We start from the raw sequence: 20,155 nt of genomic DNA, 5'->3' as shown, positions 1-20,155 counted from the left end.
CAACCATGGCGGGGAAGATCCTTTCCGCCCTTTGCCCGGCCGGAGCCTGAACGAATGGACGAACAACTCGACCGCAAAGAAAAACTGAAAAAAGAAATCCAGGGGATGGCGTTCGGCGCCGTCGGGCTCTTCATCCTGTTGGCCCTGGTGTCGTTCAATGCCGGCGACCAGTCCCTCAATACCTATTCGTCGGAAAGCGGCGTGCACAATTTCGGCGGCCGGCTGGGGGCCGACCTGTCCGATCTGCTGCTGCAAATGTTCGGCCTGGCCTCCTATGCGCTCCCGATCGGCCTGCTCTTCCTCTCCTACAAGCTGCTCCGCTTCAAGGAACTGCGCTGGAAGCCCTACAAGGGGGGCGCCTTCGTCACCCTGCTCATCGCCCTGGCGGCCCTGTTCGCCTTCAACCTGGAGAAAACGGTCTTCCTCGGCCAGCCGGTGCTGACCGGCGGCGCCGTCGGTTTCAAGAGCGCCCACTTCCTCAAGACCTACTTCGGTGTCACCGGGGCGCTGCTGGTGCTGCTGCCGCTGCTGGCCGGTTCGGCGATGGTGCTGTCGCGGTTCTCCTTTGTCCTGTTTGCCGACTGGTGGTTCGCCAATCTCAAGGATCGCTGGGCGCGGAGCCGGGAGCGGCGGGAGCTGAACCGCCAGCTGCTCGACAAGGAGGAGAAAGTGGCGGCGAAAAAGGCGCCGGAAATCAAACCGGTCCACGTCACGGCGCCGCCACCGCCGCCGGTGCAGAAAAAAGAGAAGAAAAGGGAGGAGGCGAAGAGCGCCCCGCTCCAGGAGACCTTCGACTTCATCAAGGTCGACGGTGATTACCGGACCCCACCCCTGTCGCTCCTCGATACGCCGCCGGTGGCGGAAAAGCGGCTCGACCGGGATATCCTGACTATGAACGCCCGGCTGCTGGAGAAGAAGCTGAAGGACTTCGGCATCGACGGCGAGGTGGTGGAGATCTGCCCCGGGCCGGTGATCACCATGTACGAGTTCGCCCCCGGCCCCGGCATCAAGGTCAACCGGATCGCCTCGCTCTCCGACGACCTCTCGATGGCGCTGCAGGCGCTGTCCATCCGGATCGTCGCCCCGATCCCCGGCAAGGGGGTGGTCGGCATCGAGATCCCCAACCGGGAACGGGAAACGGTCTTTCTGAAAGAGATCTTCAACTGCGAGGAGTTCCATACCACCCGGATGAAGCTGCCGCTGGCCCTCGGCAAGGATATCGCCGGCGTGCCGACGGTGGCCGACCTGGCCCGGATGCCCCACCTGCTGGTGGCTGGTGCCACCGGCTCGGGGAAATCGGTGTCGATCAACACAATGATCCTGTCGCTCCTCTACACCGCTACCCCCCAGGACGTGCGGATCATCATGGTCGACCCGAAGATGCTGGAACTGTCGGTGTACGAGGGGATCCCCCACCTGCTTTTGCCGGTGGTGACCAACCCGAAGAAGGCGTCGCTGGCCCTGAAGTGGGCGGTGGAGGAGATGGGGCGGCGCTACCGGCTGATGGCCGACAAGGGGGTGCGCAACATCGACTCCTACAACCGGCAGCTGGAGAAGGAAGAGAAAGAGGTCGAGGAGCTGCGGGCCCAGGAGACGGTGGTCATCGAGGAACTCGACGAGCCGCTCGACGACGAGGAAGCGATCCAGCAGTTCCTCGCCAAGGACGATACCCTGGAGCATGGCCACCTGCCATACATCGTCGTCATCGTCGACGAATTGGCCGACCTGATGATGGTCGCCGGCCGGGAGATCGAGGAGTCGATCGCGCGCCTGGCGCAGATGGCCCGCGCCGCCGGCATCCACCTGATCCTCGCCACCCAGCGGCCGTCGGTCGACGTCATTACCGGCCTGATCAAGGCCAATTTCCCGGCCCGGATCTCCTTCCAGGTGTCGAGCAAGATCGACTCCCGGACCATCCTCGACACCAACGGTGCCGAATCTTTGCTCGGCGCCGGCGACATGCTCTTCCTCCCCCCCGGCACCGCCAAGATGCAGCGGGTCCACGGCGCCTTCGTTTCCGATGCGGAAGTACAGCGGGTAGTTGACTTCCTCAAGAAACAGGGTAAACCGGTCTATGACAAGTCGATTCTGGAAATGAAGGAGAGCGATGCCAAGGGGGGCGAGGACGACGATCTGGTCGACGAGCGCTACGACGATGCGGTGGCGCTGGTGGCCGAAACCCGCCAGGCCTCGATCTCGATGGTCCAGCGCCGGCTGCGGATCGGCTACAACCGTGCCGCCCGGATCATCGAACGGATGGAGCAGGAGGGGATTGTCGGTCCCTCCGACGGCACCAGCAAGCCCCGCGAGGTCTTCATCAACAAGCTGTGAGGAGACGAAATGATCAAGCGGCAGGTTGGTAATTGAGAAGGAGCCGCCCGGTTGGCCGAGAGCTGACGGGCGGCTTTTTGTTTGTGCGCTGCGTTGGGCAGGAAATTCCCCGGCTGGAAGGAGGGGTTCTCCATGGCATACCGCTTCACCGATCTTGTCGACATGCCTCGCTTGCGGGACCTCATGGAACGGTTCTGCCAGATCAGCGGAATGCCGGTCGGGATTGTTACCCCGGACGGAGAGATCCTGGTCGCTTCCGAGTGGCAGGAGATCTGCGTCGAATTCCATCGCGTCCATCCGGAGCTGGCCGAGCGCTGCCTGGAGAGCAATCTCCACATCAAGGGCCATCTGCGGGAGGGGGAGTACTTTCAGCACAAGTGTCTCAACGGTCTCTGGGATGTGGGGATTCCGATCGTTATCGGCGGCGAGGTGTCGGCCATGCTGATCGCCGGCCAGTTTTTCTACGACGATGAACGGCCCGACGTGGCGTTCTTTCGCGACCAGGCCCGCCGCTTCGGCCTCGACGAGGCGGGGTATCTGGCCGCCCTGGAGCGGGTACCGGTGTTCAGCCGGGAAAAGGTCCGGAGCGTCATGGAATACAGCGCCGGACTGGTCGGTCTACTCGCGGATACCGGCGTAGCCCGGCTCCGGCAGCTGGAAGTGGACCAGGCGTTGCGCGAAAGCGAACAGCGGGTGCGGCTGCTGCTCAATTCCACCGCCGAGGCGATCTACGGCCTGGATATGGCCGGGAACTGCATCTTCTGCAATCCCGCATGCCTCAGGTTCCTCGGCTACGAGGACGAAAGCCGGCTGCTTGGCCAGCAGATGCATCAGCTGATCCACCATACCCGGGTCAATGGCAGTCATTTTCCCCGGGAAGAGTGCCATGTCAACCGGGCGTTCCTCTATGGCGAGGCAGTCCATGTCCAGGACGACGTCTTCTGGTGTGCCGACGATAAACCCCTGCCGGTCGAGTACTGGTCGCATCCGGTGCGGCGCGATGGGGAGGTGATCGGTGCCGTCGTTACCTTTCTCGATATCACCGAGCGGAAACGGGCCGAAGAGGCCCTGCGCAGTTCCGAGGAGAAATTTGCCCGGGCGTTTCGCACCGCGCCGATCATGATTGCCATCACCACCCTCGACGAGGGGCGGCTGATCGAGGTCAACGATACGTTCGAGCGTTCCTTCGGCTACCTCCGCGACCAGGCGATCGGGCGAACCACGTTGCAGCTCAATCTCTGGCAGAATCCGGCGGAACGGCTCTGGTTCGCCCGGTTGCTACGTGAAGAGGGGGCGGTGCGCGAACTGGAATTCAACTTCCGTCACCGGTCGGGACGAATCTTCATGGGGCTGCTGTCGGCGGAGGTGATCGGTATCAATGGCCAGCAGTGCGTTCTCACCCTGGTCAACGATGTCACCGAGCGTAAGCGGGCCCAGGGACGGATCGAATTGCTCAACGCCAGTCTGGCGGCGCGGGCTGCCGAACTGGAGACGGTCAACCGGGAACTGGAGGCGTTCAGCTATTCCCTGTCCCACGATCTGCGATCGCTATTGGGGCAGATCGATCTCTCCGCCCAGGTGCTCCATCATCAATGCGGTACCTGTCTGGACGACACCGGCACGATGCTGGTCGACGTCATCCTCGAAACCAGCAACAAGATGGAACAGCTCATCGAGGCGATGCTCGTCCTGTCGCGGGTTTCCGGGAAAGAGATGGAGCAGCGGACGGTAGATCTGAGTATGCTGGCGAACGAGATTCTCCTTTCCCATCAGGCCGCCGCTCCCGAACGGCCGGCCGACATTTTCGTCGCACCCGGTCTCCAGGCTGTCGGCGATTCGCAACTGCTCCGGGTGGTTCTCGACAATCTGCTCGGTAATGCCTGGAAATATACCGAAAAAGTCCCCCGCCGGCGTATCGAGGTCGGGATGGAGTGCCAAAGCGGCGAGCAGGTGTTCTTCGTCCGGGATAATGGCATCGGCTTTGACCGGACGGCGGCGGCCGATATTTTCAAACCGTTCCAGCGGCTGCATAACAGTGCGGAATACCCCGGAACCGGTATCGGGCTTGCGACCGTGCAGCGGATTATCCTGCGCCACGGCGGCCGGGTTTGGGCGGAAGGGAAAGCGGGGGAAGGGGCAACGTTCTACTTTACCCTGCCGGCAGTCAGGGAGCCGATGAACGGTGCCGGTTGCTGATGCGGCCGCCGGCTGGGCTGGAGTGTCTCTATGAACGATCGTGACGAGAGTCTGCTCGACTCCACCAAGGTTGCCGGCCGGTGCGACAGTATTACCGAACGGATCGAGCGGTTGAAGCGGGAGATCGGCAAAGGGGAGGCGGTTTACACCGTCGCCGAGCTTCGCCGGCTGGAACGGCAGCTGGAAGAATACGAGGGGTTGTACCGGAATCTGCTCCATCGCTGACGTCGGGCTTGCACTCGCTGCGAAAAAAGGCTACCACTGTCTTATGGAAAATTATCTGCTGCTGGTGTTTGTGCTCAATATCCTGCTGATTCTCGGGGATGCCAGCCTCGGCTATCATGTGGTTCCGGCGCTCCTCGGAAAACATGCTGCGGCGGTGGAAGATGAAGAGCCCGATGCCGCCGCGGCAACCGCATTGGCAGCGCAACGGACCCGGCCGCTCCTCGCCGGGGTGGTCGCGCTCTACATGTTTTTCACCTGTCTCGGCTACTTCCGCCACAGCGCCGTCGCCATGCTGGTGGTAACCGGCGTGGTGGTCCTCGATATCGCCGTTCAACTGGTGCTTCGCCGGGGGCTGGCGAAGCAGGACCACCCTGACCGGTGAACCGGTCCTGAAGCCGTTGCCTTCCTCTTTTGCGGTCGGGCGCTATCGGACGTCTAGGCGATGGGGACGTCGGGATGGGGCAGGGGGGAGATCACTGCTCCGCCGGGAGGCGGTAACCGAGCTTGACCGATATCGACACCGCGGTTTTCTGGGCGAGCGGGACCAGGTCGTTGCGAATATGGTCATCGGTAAAGCGGATGGCCGGGCCGGAAATGATCACCGCGCCAACCACCGCATTTCGGTAATCCTTGATCGGCGCGGCAACACCCCGGACGCCGATTTCCAGTTCCTCGTTGTCGACAGCGTATCCTTTGGCGGCTATCTCGCGCAGGTGAGCCTTAAACTGTTCCCGGTCGGTGATCGTGTTGGGGGTGAAGGGGGACAGTTCGACTCGGGTGAAGAACCGTTCCAGCTCCTGCTCGCTCAGAAAGGCGAGCTGTACTTTGCCGGCGGCGGTGCAATAGGCGGGGAGCCGCGAACCGAGCCGGGAAACGACGCGCACCGTGGCCCGACCTTCGACTCCGTAGAGATAGGTGCTCAGATGGTCTTTGAGCACTGCCACGTAGGCGGTTTCGTTGCACTCCTTGACCAGTTCCTCCAGTGCCGGCTTGGCGTAGGGGAGGAGGGCCATCTGCTTGATCAGGGTCTGGCGGAGTTCCAGGGTCTTGAGCCCGAGCCGGTAGTTGCCGGTGAGCCGGTTCTGTTCGACGTAGCCGCGCGCCTCCAGGGTGGCGAGCAGGCGGAAGACGTTGTTCTTGTGCAGTTTGAGCCGCCGGGCAAGGTCGGTGACGCCGAGTTCCGCGATATTCTCATCGTGAAATTGCTCCAGGAGGTCGAAGGCGTGGGAAACGGCGAGGATCATGTAGTCGGACTTTTCTTTCTTCTGCACGGAATACCTCTGCGGCGTGAATTAGGCAAAAAAACCTTTATAGCACAAATCGATGCCTCGGGACGATAGCTTAAAACTTTTGCCGGGAGAAGAAAAGGCTGAAATTGCCGTTTTCGGTGCATGGCGGGCGGTGCCGACGCGCGCCGGTGCAGAGGGGGGCTGCCGGGGGCGCGCCGCTGCAGCGAAAGTCGTCGTGGGGCAATAAATCCTGTTGACAAAAGTCCTGAATCGGTTTAATAGGAACACTATAACCTCTTACAGTTCAATAGTTCACCTCGGCAATTCATTCATCCCAAGATAAACAAACAGGCACCTCAGCATAAGAACTTCAACAGCCTAGAGCGCAACGACTTCATAAATATTAAACTCGTTTCAGGACACGCCTTCCCGCTTTAGTCGCGTATTCAATTATCCGTTCACCCTTACCATATCCAGCCGGGCCGCCATCCCGCCGCGGCATGGTGCGTACTCTACAGGAGAATCGATGAACCTTCAGGAGTTAAAAGGCAAGAAAATCAACGAGCTCACGGCGATCGCCAAGGGGCTCAATATCGAGGGGGCATCGAGCCTGCGCAAGCAGGACCTGATTTTTGCCATTCTCAATGCCCAGACCGAAAAAAATGGCATGATCTTCGGCGAAGGGGTCTTGGAGTGCCTACCCGACGGCTTTGGCTTTCTGCGGGCCCCCGACTATAACTATCTGCCGGGGCCCGATGATATCTATGTCTCGCCATCGCAGATCCGCCGCTTTAATCTCCATACCGGCGATACGGTTTCCGGGCAGATTCGCCCGCCGAAGGAAGGGGAGCGGTACTTTGCCCTGCTCAAGGTTGAGTCGGTCAACTTCGAACCCCCCGAAGTGGCCCGCGACAAGATTCTCTTCGACAACCTGACTCCGCTTTATCCGCAGGAAAAGCTCAAGCTGGAAACGACCCCCGACAACATGGCGATGCGGGTGGTTGAGCTGATCGCCCCCATCGGCAAGGGACAGCGGGGGCTGATCGTCGCGCCGCCCCGCACCGGCAAGACCATGCTGATCCAGAATATCGCCAATTCCATCGCCGAGAATCACCCTGAAGTCTATCTGATCGTCCTGTTGATCGACGAACGTCCCGAGGAAGTTACCGACATGCAGCGCTCTGTTCGGGGCGAGGTCGTCTCTTCCACTTTCGACGAGCCGGCCTCGCGGCACGTCCAGGTTGCCGAAATGGTGATCGAAAAGGCGAAGCGGCTCGTCGAGCACAAACGGGACGTGGTGATCCTCCTCGACTCGATTACCCGGCTGGCGCGGGCCTACAATACAGTAATCCCTCCTTCCGGGAAGATCCTTTCCGGCGGGGTCGATTCCAATGCCCTCCATAAGCCGAAGCGCTTTTTCGGTGCTGCCCGCAACATCGAAGAGGGTGGTTCGCTGACCATTATCGCGACCGCCCTGATTGACACCGGCAGCAAGATGGATGAGGTGATCTTCGAAGAGTTCAAGGGGACCGGTAACATGGAACTTCATCTCGACCGGAAACTGGTGGAGAAGCGAACCTTCCCGGCCATCGACATCAATAAGTCGGGGACCCGGAAAGAGGAGCTCCTGATTGACAAGGCCGCGCTCAACCGGATATGGATCCTGCGCAAGGTTCTTCATCCGATGAACGTGGTTGACAGTATGGAGTTCCTTCTGGAAAAGCTCTCGGAGAGCAAGAGCAACCAGGGGTTCCTCGACTCGATGAGCAGGTAAAAGACGTTTCCGGCGTACCGTTTCGGGGTGGAAAAAAGCCTTGAAAAAATGCCGCGACGATGCTACGGTAAAAACCTTTCGGGTAATCACAATAGTCAACCGGGGAAATCCCCCGGTAAGGAGGGCCATATGAAAGAGGGAATTCATCCCAAGTATGCGGAAGTAACGGTTAAGTGCGCCTGCGGCAACACCTTCCAGACCCGGTCCACCAGGAGCGAAATCAGTACGGAAATCTGCTCTGCCTGCCATCCGTTTTTTACCGGCAAGCAGAAGCTCGTCGACACCGCCGGTCGGGTTGAGCGCTTCCGGAAAAAATACGGCCTGTAATTCCGGTCGTGGGTTTTACGGGGTGAGTGGAGGGGGATTTTGTCCATGGCGAAATCCCCTTGTCCGTTTTGGGGGGATTGCTTTTTCCCGGCGACCCGAACTTAGTTGTTTTAATAATCTGCCATTTTTTGCATAATAACCTGACGAGGATTCTGACCCCCGATGAAGGTTACCCTGCTCCAGCATACCCCCGATCCGGAAACCGCCGTGGCTCTGGCCGCCCGTCTCTGTTATTCCCCGACGGGCATCGACGAGCTGCGGGACAAGCTTACCCGTTCCGACATCACCGCCTTCCTGGAAAAGATCATGTCGCTGGGACACCAGTCGGTCCTGGAGCATGCCACCTTCACCTTCGGGATCGAGGGGATTTCGCGGGCAACCAGTCATCAGCTGGTGCGGCACCGGTTGGCCTCCTACTCTCAACAGTCGCAGCGCTATGTTTCCCACGCCACACGCTTTGCCGCGGTGGTGCCGCCGAGCATTGCCGGGCGACCCGAACTTGCCGCCCGGTTCGAGGCCCAGCTGCAGGCGCTTCATGAAACCTACGCCGCCCTGGCCGAGGCGGGGGTGCCGGCGGAAGACGCCCGGTATATCCTCCCCAATGCGACGGAAACGAAAATCATTGTCTCGATGAATGCTCGCGAGTTGCGGCATTTTTTCGCCCTCCGCTGCTGCGAGCGCGCCCAATGGGAAATTCGGGCCATGGCGGTGGAGATGCTGAAGCTGGTCATCAAGGTGGCGCCGGTAATTTTCCGTGATGCCGGCCCGGGGTGCCTGACGGGACCGTGTCCCGAAGGGGCGCTGAGCTGCGGCAGAATGGCCGCGGTCCGGGAAACATTCAAGGAGCTCTCAGGATGAAAAATCCCCGTGTGCGGTTCATGGCGCTGGTGCTGCTGCTTGCCGAACGGATCAACGTCGGCGGTCAGGCGGTTATCGAAGGGGTAATGATGCGGGCGCCGCGGTCGATGGCGATTGCGGTCCGCCGACCCACCGGGGAGATCGTGGTGAAACGGGACCAGGTTCCCCCCCTCTCCGAACGCTACCCGGTCGTCAAGCTGCCGGTCGTCCGCGGTGCGGTTGCCCTGTTCAGTTCGCTGGTAATGGGGGTCAAGGCGCTCAATTTCTCCGCCAACGAGGCGCTGGCCGAGGGGGAGGAAAAAGAGGAACTGTCGCCGTTGGCCCTGGGCGGGACCATGGCTGTCGCCTTCGGCTTCGGCATCCTGCTTTTTTTCATCCTGCCGCTCTATCTCACCAAGCTCCTGGTGCCGCTCATCGGTGATTCCAACATCGTCTTCAATCTGGTGGACGGGGTGATCCGGGTGGCGGTGTTCCTCCTCTATATCTGGTCTATCTCGCGGATGGGAGATATCCAACGGGTTTTCCAGTATCATGGCGCCGAACACAAGACCATTTTCGCCTTCGAAGCGGGAGAAGAACTGACGGTGGAGAACGTCCGCCGGCACAGCCGCCTCCATCCCCGCTGCGGGACGAGTTTCCTGCTGATCGTCATGCTGGTCAGCATCGTGATCTTTTCCCTGATTCCCAAGCTCTGGCCGTTTTATCTCAAGGCCGGTTCCCGGGTCGTCCTGCTGCCGCTGATTGCCGGCATTTCTTACGAGTTCCTCAAGTGGAGCGCCAAGAACGATTCGACCGCTTTCGTCAGAACGATCATTGCCCCCGGTTTGGCCCTGCAGCGCCTGACGACCCGCGAGCCGGACGACCGGCAGCTGGAGGTGGCGATCCGCTCCATGGAAGAAGCGCTGGAGGTCAACGGCGGCCACAAGGACGACCGGCTGGTCGTCTAGCGGCGCGCGGCAGTGCCCGGGCCGGCGGTGCCGGTCCCCCCACCATTTCACGTTTCAGGATGTATGGATGTTCGACAAGATACAAGAATTGGAAAGACGCTATCAGGAGCTGGAATCGCTCCTCGCCGATCCGACGGTGATCGCCAACCAGCCCGAGTTCCGGAAGCTGTCGCGGGAGCATAACGATCTTACTGAACTCGTCGAGGCCTTTCGCCGCTACAAGAAGGTGTTGGCGGAGATCGACGGCAACCGCGAACTCCTGGCCGATCCGGAAATGAAAGAGATGGCGGAGGCTGAGCTGGGCGAGTTGGCGGAGCGTAAAGAGGCGCTGGAAGGCGAAATCAAGATCCTGCTGCTCCCCAAGGATCCCAACGACAACAAGAACATCATCATCGAGATCCGCGCCGGTACCGGCGGCGACGAGGCGGCTCTGTTCGCCGGCGATCTCTTCCGAATGTATTCGCGCTTTGCCGAGCGCAACCGCTGGAAGGTCGACGTCATGTCGAGCTCCGAGTCGGAGCGGGGCGGCTTCAAGGAGGTCGTTGCCCTGGTGGAGGGGCAGGGAGCCTTTGCCAAGCTCAAGTATGAATCGGGCACCCATCGGGTGCAGCGGGTGCCGGAAACCGAGGCCCAGGGACGGATCCATACCAGCGCCTGCACGGTGGCCGTGCTCCCCGAGGCCGAAGATATCGAGGTCGACATCAACCCGACCGACCTGAAGATCGACGTCTACCGGTCGTCGGGTGCCGGCGGCCAGCACGTCAATACCACCGATTCGGCGGTGCGGATCACTCACCTGCCGACCGGTATCGTCGTTGCCTGCCAGGAAGAGCGGAGCCAGATCAAGAACCGGGCCAAGGCGATGAAGGTCCTCAAGTCGAGGATGCTGGACATCCTGACCACCGAGCAGAACGCCAAACTGGCCGCCGATCGGAAACAGCAGGTGGGGAGCGGCGACCGGAGCGAGCGGATCAGGACCTATAACTTTCCCCAGGGGCGGCTGACCGACCACCGGATCGGCCTGACCCTCTATCGGCTCGACGCGATCATGGAGGGGGATATCGGCGAGGTGGTCGATGCCCTGCGCGCCCACTACCAGATGGAAGCGTTGAAGGCCCAGTCCGAGGCGGCCTGAGTGCCCGGTACAGCCTGCAGTCCGGAGTCCCATGGCGATTAACCGCGAAATCTGGACCATCCGCAAGGTGCTGGAATGGACCCGGGGCTACCTGGCGGAGAAGGGGATCGACAACGCCCGGCTGGAGGCGGAATGGCTCCTTTCGGCCAGTCTCGCCATGGACCGGGTCGGCCTCTACGTCAATTTCGACCAGCCGCTCAACCAGGATGAACTGGCGGCGTTCCGGGGGCGGGTTGCCCGGCGGGCGCGCCGCGAGCCGTTGCAGTACATTCTCGGCAGCCAGGAGTTCTGCGGGCTCGATTTCGAGGTGACGCCGGCGGTGCTGATCCCCCGTCACGATACCGAAGTCTTGGTGACGGAGGCGCTGCGGCTGGCGTCTGACGCGAAGACGGTGCTCGATATCGGGGTCGGCAGCGGTTGCATTGCGGTGGCGCTGGCGAAAGCGCTGCCGGCGGCAACGGTGTCCGGTATCGATGCCTCGGCGGCGGCCCTGGCCGTCGCCCGGCGCAATGCCGCGCGGCACGGCGTCGATATCGCCCTGAGCGAGGGATCGCTCTTCGCGCCGCTTGCCGGGCAGCGTTTCGACCTGATCGTTTCCAATCCGCCCTATATCCCGTCGGCCGACCTGGCGACGCTCCAGCCGGAGGTGCGGGAATTCGAACCGGTGACCGCCCTGGACGGCGGTCCCGACGGCCTGGAGTTCTACCGGCTGATCGTGGCCGAGGCGCCGGCCCATCTCGCGGTCGGCGGCTGGCTCCTGGTCGAGGTCGGCATCGACCAGGCCGGCCCGGTAACGGCCCTCTTCGCGGCGCATGGCTTCGGCGACTGTTTCACGGCTAAGGACCCGAACGGCATCGAGCGGGTGGTCGGCGGTCGCGCCCCGGAGCGGCGCCCGCAATGACCCGCGGCGTCGGCTGCGTATTAACCAGAACAGAGGAATCACGTGGATAAGCTAATCATCAAGGGGGGGAAGCGGCTGACGGGCGATGTCTCGGTCAGCGGCTCGAAAAATGCTGCCCTCCCTATCTTCATTTCGACCATCCTTGCCCCCGGCCTGCATGAAATCCAAAATGTCCCGTTTCTCCGCGATATCAATACCACCATTAAAGTGCTCGAATCGCTCGGCGCCGTGGTGGAGGGGAACGGCAACATTGTCAAGATCGATACCACCGCCCTGAACAACGTGGAAGCGACCTACGATCTGGTCAAGACGATGCGGGCGTCGGTGCTGGTCCTCGGGCCGCTGCTAGCCCGCCACGGCCGTGCCCGGGTTTCGCTTCCCGGCGGCTGTGCCATCGGCGCCCGGCCGATCAATCTCCATCTGAAGGGGCTGGCGGCCCTGGGCGCGGACATCCGCCTCGAACACGGCTACGTCGAGGCGAAGGCTCGCCGGCTCAAGGGTGCGCGGGTCAATTTCGACATCTCGACGGTCGGCGGCACCGAGCAACTGCTGATGGCCGCCGCCACCGCTGCCGGCGAAACCATTCTCGAAAATGCCGCCCGCGAGCCCGAAATCATCGACCTGGCCGACATCCTCAACCGGATGGGCGCCAGGATCGAAGGGGCGGGAACCGATACCATCCGGATCACCGGGGTCAAGGAGCTGGCGCCGGTCACCCATGCGGTGATGCCCGACCGGATCGAGGCCGGCACCTTCATGGTGGCGGCGGCGATCACCGGCGGCGACGTCCGGATCCACAACATGCGTCTCGAACATCTGGATGCACTGGTGTTCAAGCTGCAGGATGCCGGGGTGGAGATCATCAACCGGGACAATGTGGTGCGGGTCAAGGGGCCGCGCCGGCTCAGCAGCGTCAATATCAAGACCCGGCCGTACCCCGGTTTCCCCACCGACATGCAGGCCCAGTTCATGGCACTGATGTGTGTTGCCGACGGCGCCAGTGTCATCTCCGAGAATATCTTCGAAAACCGCTTCATGCACGTTTCGGAGCTGATGCGCTTCGGCGCCGACATCACCGTCGAGGGGAACACCGCGACGGTGAAAGGGGTGAAGAAGCTGTCCGGCGCTCCGGTGATGGCCACCGATCTGCGCGCATCCGCGTCGCTCATCCTGGCCGGGCTGGCGGCGGAGAACACCACCGAAATCTCCCGGATCTACCATCTCGACCGCGGCTACGAATCGATCGAGAAGAAGCTGGCCGGCCTCGGCGCCGATATCCAGCGGGTCAAGGAATAAGCCGTGTTGCCCCGGACTGCAGCTGCCGGCCGGGGAGAAAATGTTGCGCCTGCCGAGGAATTATGACCGACTACATCACCATCGCCATTCCCAAAGGACGGATTCTCGAAGAGTCCGTCGCCCTGTTCAGGAAAATCGGCATCAACTGCGACGAGTTGCTTTCCGACACGCGCAAGCTGATCTTCGAAAATGCCGCCGACCGGCTGCGCTATATGATCGTCCGGGCCACCGACGTTCCCACCTACGTGGAATATGGCTGCGCCGATCTGGGGATCGTCGGCAAGGATACCCTGATGGAGCAGGAGAAGGACCTCTACGAGCCGCTGGACCTCAAGTTCGGCTACTGCCGGATGATGGTCGCCGAACCGGCCGGGCTCGCCCGTGACGACGATCCGGCCAGCTGGTCCAACATCCGGATCGCCACCAAGTATCCCAATGTGACGGAAAAATATTTCGCCGGCAAGGGGATCCAGGTGGAAATCGTCAAGCTTTACGGCTCGATCGAGTTGGCACCGCTGGTTGGGCTCTCGGAGCGGATCGTCGACCTGGTCTCCACCGGCGAGACCCTCCGCCAGAACGGCCTCGTCGAGGTCGAAACCATCGCCGAGATCACCACCCGGCTGATCGTCAACCGGGCGAGCCTCAAGACCAAACATCCGCGGATTACCGAAATTATCGAAGCGCTGGAAAAACAGGTGTAACGGGAGCGTTCAGCCGTGCAATTCCTCGATATCCACGATCCGGATTTTGAACAGCAATTTGCCGCCATCCTGGCCCGGGGCGAAGAGACCGGGCGCGAGGTGGAGCAGGTTGTCCTCGACATCATTGCCGACGTCCGGCAGCGGGGCGACGAGGCGCTACTCGACTACACCCGCCGCTTCGACCGGCTGGCGGTCGATTCCGTCGCCGCCCTTCAGGTGAGCGACGACGAGTTCGACTATGCCTTTGCCAAGGTGGCTGCCGACGAGCTGGCCGCCCTGAAGCTGGCGGTTGAGCGGGTGGCCCGCTTTCATGAAAAGCAAAAGCAGGAGACCTGGCTGTCGACCAACGAGCCGGACATCCTCCTCGGTCAGATGATCACCCCGCTGGAGCGGGTCGGCATTTACGTCCCCGGCGGCAAGGCCAGCTATCCGTCGAGCGTGATCATGAACGCGGTGCCGGCCCGGGTGGCCGGGGTCGGCGAGATCGTCATGGTTGCCCCGACCCCCGGTGGCGAGATCAATCCCCATGTCCTGGTGGCGGCCCGGCTTGCCGGCGTCGACCGGGTCTTCCGCCTCGGCGGCGCCCAGGCGGTGGCGGCCCTTGCCTACGGAACGGCGACGGTCCCCCGGGTCGACAAGATCACCGGGCCGGGGAACATCTACGTGGCGACTGCAAAAAAACTGGTCTTCGGCCAGGTCGGGATCGACATGATCGCCGGCCCGAGCGAGATCCTGGTGATCAACGACGGCAGCGGCAATCCGGCCCATCTTGCCGCCGACCTGCTCTCCCAGGCGGAACACGACGAGCTTGCCTCCTCCATCCTCATCACCACCGACCGCGGTTTCGGCGAGCGGGTGGCGGCGGAGGTGGAGCGCCAGCTGGCCGCACTTTCCCGGGAGACGATCGCTCGTAAATCGTGGGAGACCTACGGCGCGGTGATCGTTGCCGGTACCCTCGAAGAAGCGATCTCCTTCAGTAACCGGATCGCCCCGGAGCACCTGGAACTGGCGGTGGCCAACCCGTTCGGCATCCTGCCGCTGATCCGCAACGCCGGGGCCATCTTCCTCGGCCACTTTACCCCGGAGGCGGCCGGCGACTACCTGGCCGGACCGAACCATACCCTGCCGACCGGCGGCACCGCCCGGTTCTTTTCGCCGCTGTCGGTGGACGATTTCGTCAAGAAGTCGTCGCTGGTCTACTTCTCGGAGGGCGGCCTGAACCGGCTGGGGCGGGAGATCGTCCGGATCGCCGAGCTGGAGGGGCTGGAGGCCCACGGCAAATCGGTCAGTGTCAGGCTCGGCGGGGGAAGCGGGGTGCAGTCATGATTCCGCTCCGCCCGAACATCGCTGCCATGAAGGGGTACGTCCCCGGCTACCAGCCGCCCGACATCGCCTCATGGATCAAGCTCAACACCAACGAGAACCCGTATCCGCCGTCGCCGGAAGTAGTCAGGGCGATCCGGGCGGAACTGGGAGAGGACGGGGCCGGGCTGCGCATCTATCCCAGCGCCTCCAGCCAGCAGCTGCGCGAAACGGCCGGCGCGCTGTACGGCTTCGATCCCTCGTGGATCATCATGGCCAACGGCTCGGACGAGGTGCTCAACAACCTGATCCGGGCCTTCGCCGCCGAAGGCGAGGAGATCGGCTACGTCCACCCCTCGTATTCCTACTACGGCACCCTGGCTGAAGTACAGGGCGCCCGGGTCCGCACCTTCGGCCTGACCACCGACTTCCGGCTCGCCGACTTTCCCGCTCGCTACGAGGGAAAGATCTTCTTCCTCACCACGCCCAACGCGCCGCTCGGTCCCAGCTTCCCGCTCGACTACATCGACGAGCTGGCTGGCCGCTGCGCCGGCATGCTGGTGCTGGACGAAACCTATGCGGAGTTCGCCGCGTCCAATGCCTTGGAGCTGGTGAAGAAACACGAGAACGTGGTGGTGACGCGCACCCTCTCCAAGAGCTATTCGCTGGCCGGGATGCGGATCGGTCTTGCCATCGCCCGACCGGAGGTGATTGCGGCCCTCGACAAGATCCGCGACCACTACAACCTGGACCGCCTGGCCCAGGCGGCCTGCGTGGCGGCGCTGCGCGATCAGGCCTACCTGGCGGAGTGCTGCCGTCGGATTCGTGAGACCCGCGACTGGTTTTCCGCCGAGTTGCGCTCCCTCGGCTACGACGTCATCCCCTCGCAGGGGAACTACGTCTTCGCCACCCCCCCCGACCGAAACGGCCAGCGGATTTACGACGGTCTCTACGCCCGGAAGGTCCTGGTCCGGCACTTCGCCGATCCACTGCTGGCCCACGGTCTGCGAATCTCCATCGGTACGCGGGAGGAGATGGCGCAGACCCTGGCGGCCTTGCGGGAGATCGGCTAGTACAACACTGTTCATTTTGATCATGAGGAGGGTTCCATGTCCCGGAAAGCCGTCATCGAACGCGTTACGAAGGAAACCCAGATCAAACTCAGCCTGGAAATCGACGGGAAGGGGGCGGCCAAGGTCTGTACCTCGGTGCCGTTCCTTGATCACATGCTTGACCTCTTCGCCCGGCATGGCCTCTTCGATCTGCAGGTTGACGCCAAGGGGGACATCGATATCGATTTTCACCATACGGTGGAGGATATCGGCATCGTCCTCGGCCAGGCCTTCAAGGACGCGCTCGGCGGCAAGCAGGGAATCCGCCGCTATGGTCAGGCGACGGTGCCGATGGATGAAACCCTGGCCAGCGTGGCGGTCGACCTGTCGGGCCGGCCGTACCTCGTCTATCACGTCCCGCTCCCCAAGGTGAAGATCGGCGAATTCGACGTCGAACTGGTCCGGGAGTTCTTCCAGGCGTTCACCAGCAACTGCGGCGCCAATGTCCACCTGAACGTCATGTACGGCGACAATGTCCACCATATCGTCGAGGCCTGCTTCAAGGCGCTGGCACGGGCCATGGACCTGGCGACCCAGCTCGATCCGCGGATCGAGGGGGTGATGTCGACCAAGGGCAAGCTCTGATATGACAAAGATTGCAATCATCGACTACGGCATGGGAAACCTCCGCTCGGTCCAGAAGGGGTTCGAAAAGGTCGGCTTCGAGGCGGTGGTGACCGCCGACCCGCAGGTTGTCCTCGCGGCGGAAAAGGTCGTGCTTCCCGGGGTGGGCGCTTTCCGCGATTGCATGCGAAATCTGGAGCAGGGGGGGTTCGTTGAGCCGCTGCTCCAGGTGATCCGGTCGGGACGGCCGTTTCTCGGCATCTGTGTCGGCATGCAGCTGCTCTTTACCGACAGCGTGGAGTTCGGCCTCTACCGCGGCCTGGATGTCATTCCCGGCCATGTCCTCCGCTTCCCGGAGGGGATGCATGAGGGGGGGGAAGCGCTGAAGGTGCCGCACATGGGGTGGAACCAGCTGGCCATCAAGCGGCGGCCGCCTGCCTTCGCCGAGGTCGCCGACGGCGCCAACGTCTATTTCGTCCACTCCTATTACGCCCGGCCCGACGACGAGCGGGTCGTTGCCGCCACTGCCACCTACGGCATCGAATTCTGCGCGGCGGTCTGGCAGGACAATATCGTCGCCACCCAGTTCCACCCCGAGAAATCCCAGGCGGTGGGGCTGTCAATCCTCAAAAAATTCGGAGAGATGAAGTGATCGTTATCCCGGCCATCGATCTCAAGGAAGGGCGCTGCGTCAGGCTGGAGCAGGGGCTCATGGAGAAGGATACCGTCTTTTGCGACAGCCCGGCCGAACAGGCTCGCGTCTGGCAGGAGCAGGGGGCCGAGCTGCTCCATATCGTCGATCTCGACGGCGCGTTTGCCGGCGAACCGAAAAACCGCACCTCTATCGAGGCGATCGTCAAGGCGATCGGCATTCCTACCCAGCTCGGCGGCGGAATCCGCGACCTGGCGACTATTGAGGCGTACCTCTCGCTCGGCATTGGCCGGGTGATCATCGGCACTGCCGCCCAGCGCAATCCGGAACTGGTGCGCGAGGCGTGCCTCCGGTTCCCGGGGCGGATTGTCGTCGGTATCGACGCCAAGAACGGCCTGGTGGCGGTCCAGGGATGGGCTGAAGTGACTGGGGTGACGGCGGTGGAGCTGGCGAAGCGTTTCGAAGGGTACGGCGTCTCGGCCATCGTCTATACCGACATCTCCCGGGACGGCATGATGCAGGGGCCGAACATCGAGGCGACCCGCGGGCTGGCGGAAGCGATCAGTATCCCGGTTATCGCCTCCGGCGGGGTGTCGAGCCTCCGGGACATCGAGCAGCTGCTGGCGGTGGAGGCGAGCGGGGTGACCGGTGTCATTACCGGCAAGGCGATCTACACCGGCGCGCTCAACCTGGCGGAAGCGATCGCACTGACGAAGAGAGGCCCACAATGCTGACCAAACGGATCATCCCCTGCCTCGACGTGAAGGGGGGGCGGGTCGTCAAGGGGGTGCAGTTCCTGGAGCTGCGCGACGCCGGCGATCCGGTGGAGATTGCCGAGCTTTACGACCGGCAGGGGGCCGATGAGCTGACGTTTCTCGATATCACCGCCTCCTCCGACGAGCGGGAGATCATCATCGACGTGGTGCGCCGCACCGCCGAGCGGGTGTTCATGCCGCTCACCGTCGGCGGCGGCGTTCGGACCGTCGAGGATATCCGCCGGCTGCTCAATGCCGGGGCGGACAAGGTGTCGATCAATACGGCGGCCGTGCACCGGCCGGAGTTTGTCCGCGAGGCGGCGGAGCGGTTCGGCTCCCAGTGCACCGTCGTGGCCATCGATGCTCGCCGGGTGCCGGGCGAGGACCGGTGGGAGGTCTACACCCACGGGGGCCGGAACCCGACCGGGATCGACGCGGTCGAGTGGGCCCGGCGGATGGAAGGGTACGGTGCCGGGGAAATCCTCCTGACCAGCATGGATCGCGACGGAACCAAGGACGGCTACGATATCCCGCTGACCCGGTCGATCGTCGACGCGGTCACCATTCCGGTCATCGCTTCCGGCGGGGTCGGCAATCTGGAACACCTCTACGCCGGCTTCACCGAGGCCGGGGCCAGTGCCTGTCTGGCGGCGTCGATCTTCCATTACAAAGAGTACAGTATCCGGGAAGCGAAAGAGTATCTGGACCAAAGGGGAGTGGCGGTCAGACTATGAATCAACGGGACGATGTTCTTGAAGCTTTGTACCAGGTAATCCAGGAACGGAAAACGGCTTCCGCCGAGACCTCCTATACCGCCTCGCTCTTGCAGAAGGGGCTCGACAAGATTCTCAAGAAGTTCGGCGAAGAGGCCACCGAGGTGGTGATCGCCGGCAAAGGCGGCGTACGGGACGAGATCGTCTACGAAATGGCCGACCTGCTGTTTCACGCCCTGGTGCTGCTCGGCTATTACGATATCCCGCCCGATACGGTGTATGCCGAGCTGCGCCGGCGCTTCGGCATCTCCGGCATTGCCGAGAAAGCGGCCCGCCAGGAATAGTCCGCTGTGCGGATAAAATACTTGACATTATTGTTCTCGATGTTATTATGCTCTTTCTCGTAAAATTACCACCGGCTATACGTGCACTCTATGCGCATATCATGCAGAAAATTTACATAGAGGAGGGAGGGGAATATGGATGCCGGGAGTCAAAGTAAAGGAAACCGAGTCTTTTGAGCTGGCGCTGAAGAAGTTCAAGAAGCAGTGCGAAAAAGCGGGGATTCTCTCCGAGGTCCGCAAACGCGAGCACTACGAGAAGCCGAGTATCAAGAGAAAGAAGAAGGCCATTGCGGCGCGGAAGCGGGCAATGAAAAAACAGCGTAAAATGATGGAGTAACCGAGGTCATATGTCGCTGCGGGATCGTTTGGACGAGGAGTTGAAACGGGCGATGAAGGCCCGTGACGAAATTGCGTTATCAGCTGTCCGGCTGATTCGCTCCTCGGTCAAGAACCGGGAAATTGAGGTGAGGCACGAACTCGACGAGCAGGAAATCGTCGAGGTTATCTCGTCCCTTGCCAAGCAGCGCCGCGAATCGATCAGACTTTTTGGCGAGGCTGGGCGTACCGATCTCGTCGAAAAGGAAGAAAAAGAGCTGGCCCTGCTGCTCGGTTTTCTCCCCCAGCAGTTGACCCGTGAAGAATTAGAAGCCCTGGTCGCCAGGGTTATTGCCGAAAACGGTGCGCAAGGACTCCGGGATATGGGTAAGGTGATGAAATCCCTGATGCCTCACGTTACCGGCAGGGCCGATGGTTCGTTGGTCAGCGCCATCGTCAAGGAACGGCTGGGATAAGG

The 20,155-nt window shown here is 62.1% G+C and carries 22 protein-coding genes; 21 read left to right on the top strand and 1 reads right to left on the bottom strand.

Annotated features, from left to right (window positions below; all coding sequences use genetic code 11):
* The first annotated feature begins 54 nt into the window (after positions 1-54).
* From QMN23_RS17440 to QMN23_RS17425, 4 genes are all read left to right on the top strand, one after another.
* Positions 55-2,331, top strand: coding sequence for a DNA translocase FtsK (locus QMN23_RS17440; RefSeq protein ID WP_282000602.1), 2,277 nt, complete (start codon positions 55-57; stop codon positions 2,329-2,331).
* Between the two features lie 132 nt (positions 2,332-2,463).
* The gene (locus QMN23_RS17435) at positions 2,464-4,527 is read left to right on the top strand and encodes a PocR ligand-binding domain-containing protein (protein ID WP_282000601.1); all 2,064 of its coding nucleotides are present in this window, start codon (positions 2,464-2,466) and stop codon (positions 4,525-4,527) included.
* 30 nt (positions 4,528-4,557) lie between these two features.
* Positions 4,558-4,752 carry a hypothetical protein gene (locus QMN23_RS17430; protein ID WP_282000600.1) on the top strand — a complete coding sequence of 65 codons (195 nt, stop codon included), beginning with the start codon at positions 4,558-4,560 and terminating at the stop codon, positions 4,750-4,752.
* Between the two features lie 43 nt (positions 4,753-4,795).
* A complete protein-coding gene (locus QMN23_RS17425; protein WP_282000599.1) occupies positions 4,796-5,134 on the top strand; it encodes a hypothetical protein in 339 nt (112 codons plus the stop codon).
* Between the two features lie 91 nt (positions 5,135-5,225).
* Here QMN23_RS17425 and QMN23_RS17420 read toward each other — a convergent pair whose 3' ends face one another.
* Complete coding sequence (locus QMN23_RS17420) at positions 5,226-6,023, bottom strand: IclR family transcriptional regulator (protein WP_282000598.1); 798 nt, start codon at positions 6,021-6,023, stop codon at positions 5,226-5,228.
* 484 nt (positions 6,024-6,507) lie between these two features.
* Here QMN23_RS17420 and rho point away from each other — a divergent pair, with 484 nt between their 5' ends.
* From rho to QMN23_RS17335, 17 genes are all read left to right on the top strand, one after another.
* Entirely contained in the window at positions 6,508-7,755 is a 1,248-nt protein-coding gene (gene rho / locus QMN23_RS17415; RefSeq protein WP_282000597.1) for a transcription termination factor Rho, read from the top strand.
* A 129-nt stretch (positions 7,756-7,884) separates the two neighbouring features.
* Complete coding sequence (gene rpmE, locus QMN23_RS17410) at positions 7,885-8,082, top strand: 50S ribosomal protein L31 (protein WP_282000596.1); 198 nt, start codon at positions 7,885-7,887, stop codon at positions 8,080-8,082.
* A gap of 162 nt (positions 8,083-8,244) precedes the next feature.
* Entirely contained in the window at positions 8,245-8,940 is a 696-nt protein-coding gene (gene thyX, locus QMN23_RS17405; protein ID WP_282000595.1) for an FAD-dependent thymidylate synthase, read from the top strand.
* Positions 8,937-9,887 carry a DUF1385 domain-containing protein gene (locus QMN23_RS17400; protein WP_282000594.1) on the top strand — a complete coding sequence of 317 codons (951 nt, stop codon included), beginning with the start codon at positions 8,937-8,939 and terminating at the stop codon, positions 9,885-9,887. Before thyX ends, QMN23_RS17400 begins: the two co-directional genes overlap by 4 nt.
* 67 nt (positions 9,888-9,954) lie before the next feature.
* Positions 9,955-11,022, top strand: coding sequence for a peptide chain release factor 1 (gene prfA / locus QMN23_RS17395; protein WP_282000593.1), 1,068 nt, complete (start codon positions 9,955-9,957; stop codon positions 11,020-11,022).
* Between the two features lie 31 nt (positions 11,023-11,053).
* The gene (gene prmC, locus QMN23_RS17390; protein WP_282000592.1) at positions 11,054-11,923 is read left to right on the top strand and encodes a peptide chain release factor N(5)-glutamine methyltransferase; all 870 of its coding nucleotides are present in this window, start codon (positions 11,054-11,056) and stop codon (positions 11,921-11,923) included.
* A 42-nt stretch (positions 11,924-11,965) separates the two neighbouring features.
* Positions 11,966-13,219 (top strand): UDP-N-acetylglucosamine 1-carboxyvinyltransferase, encoded by a 1,254-nt coding sequence (murA, locus tag QMN23_RS17385; protein ID WP_282000591.1) that lies wholly within the window; start codon positions 11,966-11,968, stop codon positions 13,217-13,219.
* Between the two features lie 62 nt (positions 13,220-13,281).
* The gene (hisG, locus tag QMN23_RS17380) at positions 13,282-13,920 is read left to right on the top strand and encodes an ATP phosphoribosyltransferase (RefSeq protein WP_282000590.1); all 639 of its coding nucleotides are present in this window, start codon (positions 13,282-13,284) and stop codon (positions 13,918-13,920) included.
* A gap of 15 nt (positions 13,921-13,935) precedes the next feature.
* Complete coding sequence (hisD, locus tag QMN23_RS17375; RefSeq protein WP_282000589.1) at positions 13,936-15,246, top strand: histidinol dehydrogenase; 1,311 nt, start codon at positions 13,936-13,938, stop codon at positions 15,244-15,246.
* Positions 15,243-16,295: a histidinol-phosphate transaminase gene (gene hisC, locus QMN23_RS17370; protein WP_282000588.1), complete on the top strand. Its 1,053-nt coding sequence runs from the start codon at positions 15,243-15,245 to the stop codon at positions 16,293-16,295. The genes hisD and hisC overlap by 4 nt, the downstream gene beginning before the upstream one ends.
* 36 nt (positions 16,296-16,331) lie before the next feature.
* Positions 16,332-16,919, top strand: a complete 588-nt coding sequence (gene hisB, locus QMN23_RS17365; protein WP_282000587.1) for an imidazoleglycerol-phosphate dehydratase HisB — start codon at positions 16,332-16,334, stop codon at positions 16,917-16,919.
* A 1-nt stretch (position 16,920) separates the two neighbouring features.
* Positions 16,921-17,550, top strand: coding sequence for an imidazole glycerol phosphate synthase subunit HisH (gene hisH, locus QMN23_RS17360; RefSeq protein ID WP_282000586.1), 630 nt, complete (start codon positions 16,921-16,923; stop codon positions 17,548-17,550).
* Positions 17,547-18,284 (top strand): 1-(5-phosphoribosyl)-5-[(5-phosphoribosylamino)methylideneamino]imidazole-4-carboxamide isomerase, encoded by a 738-nt coding sequence (gene hisA, locus QMN23_RS17355; protein WP_282000585.1) that lies wholly within the window; start codon positions 17,547-17,549, stop codon positions 18,282-18,284. Before hisH ends, hisA begins: the two co-directional genes overlap by 4 nt.
* A complete protein-coding gene (gene hisF, locus QMN23_RS17350) occupies positions 18,278-19,039 on the top strand; it encodes an imidazole glycerol phosphate synthase subunit HisF (protein ID WP_282000584.1) in 762 nt (253 codons plus the stop codon). Before hisA ends, hisF begins: the two co-directional genes overlap by 7 nt.
* Entirely contained in the window at positions 19,036-19,362 is a 327-nt protein-coding gene (locus tag QMN23_RS17345; RefSeq protein ID WP_282000583.1) for a phosphoribosyl-ATP diphosphatase, read from the top strand. Before hisF ends, QMN23_RS17345 begins: the two co-directional genes overlap by 4 nt.
* A 139-nt stretch (positions 19,363-19,501) precedes the next feature.
* Complete coding sequence (gene rpsU, locus QMN23_RS17340; protein ID WP_282000582.1) at positions 19,502-19,699, top strand: 30S ribosomal protein S21; 198 nt, start codon at positions 19,502-19,504, stop codon at positions 19,697-19,699.
* A 10-nt stretch (positions 19,700-19,709) separates the two neighbouring features.
* Positions 19,710-20,153, top strand: a complete 444-nt coding sequence (locus tag QMN23_RS17335) for a GatB/YqeY domain-containing protein (RefSeq protein ID WP_282000581.1) — start codon at positions 19,710-19,712, stop codon at positions 20,151-20,153.
* Positions 20,154-20,155 lie beyond the last annotated feature (2 nt).

The organism is Geotalea uraniireducens, from assembly GCF_027943965.1.
Taxonomy (GTDB): Bacteria; Desulfobacterota; Desulfuromonadia; order Geobacterales; family Geobacteraceae; genus Geobacter; species Geobacter uraniireducens.
The sequence above is the reverse complement of the archived record's forward strand: the minus strand, read 5'-3'. Positions and strand labels throughout refer to the sequence as shown.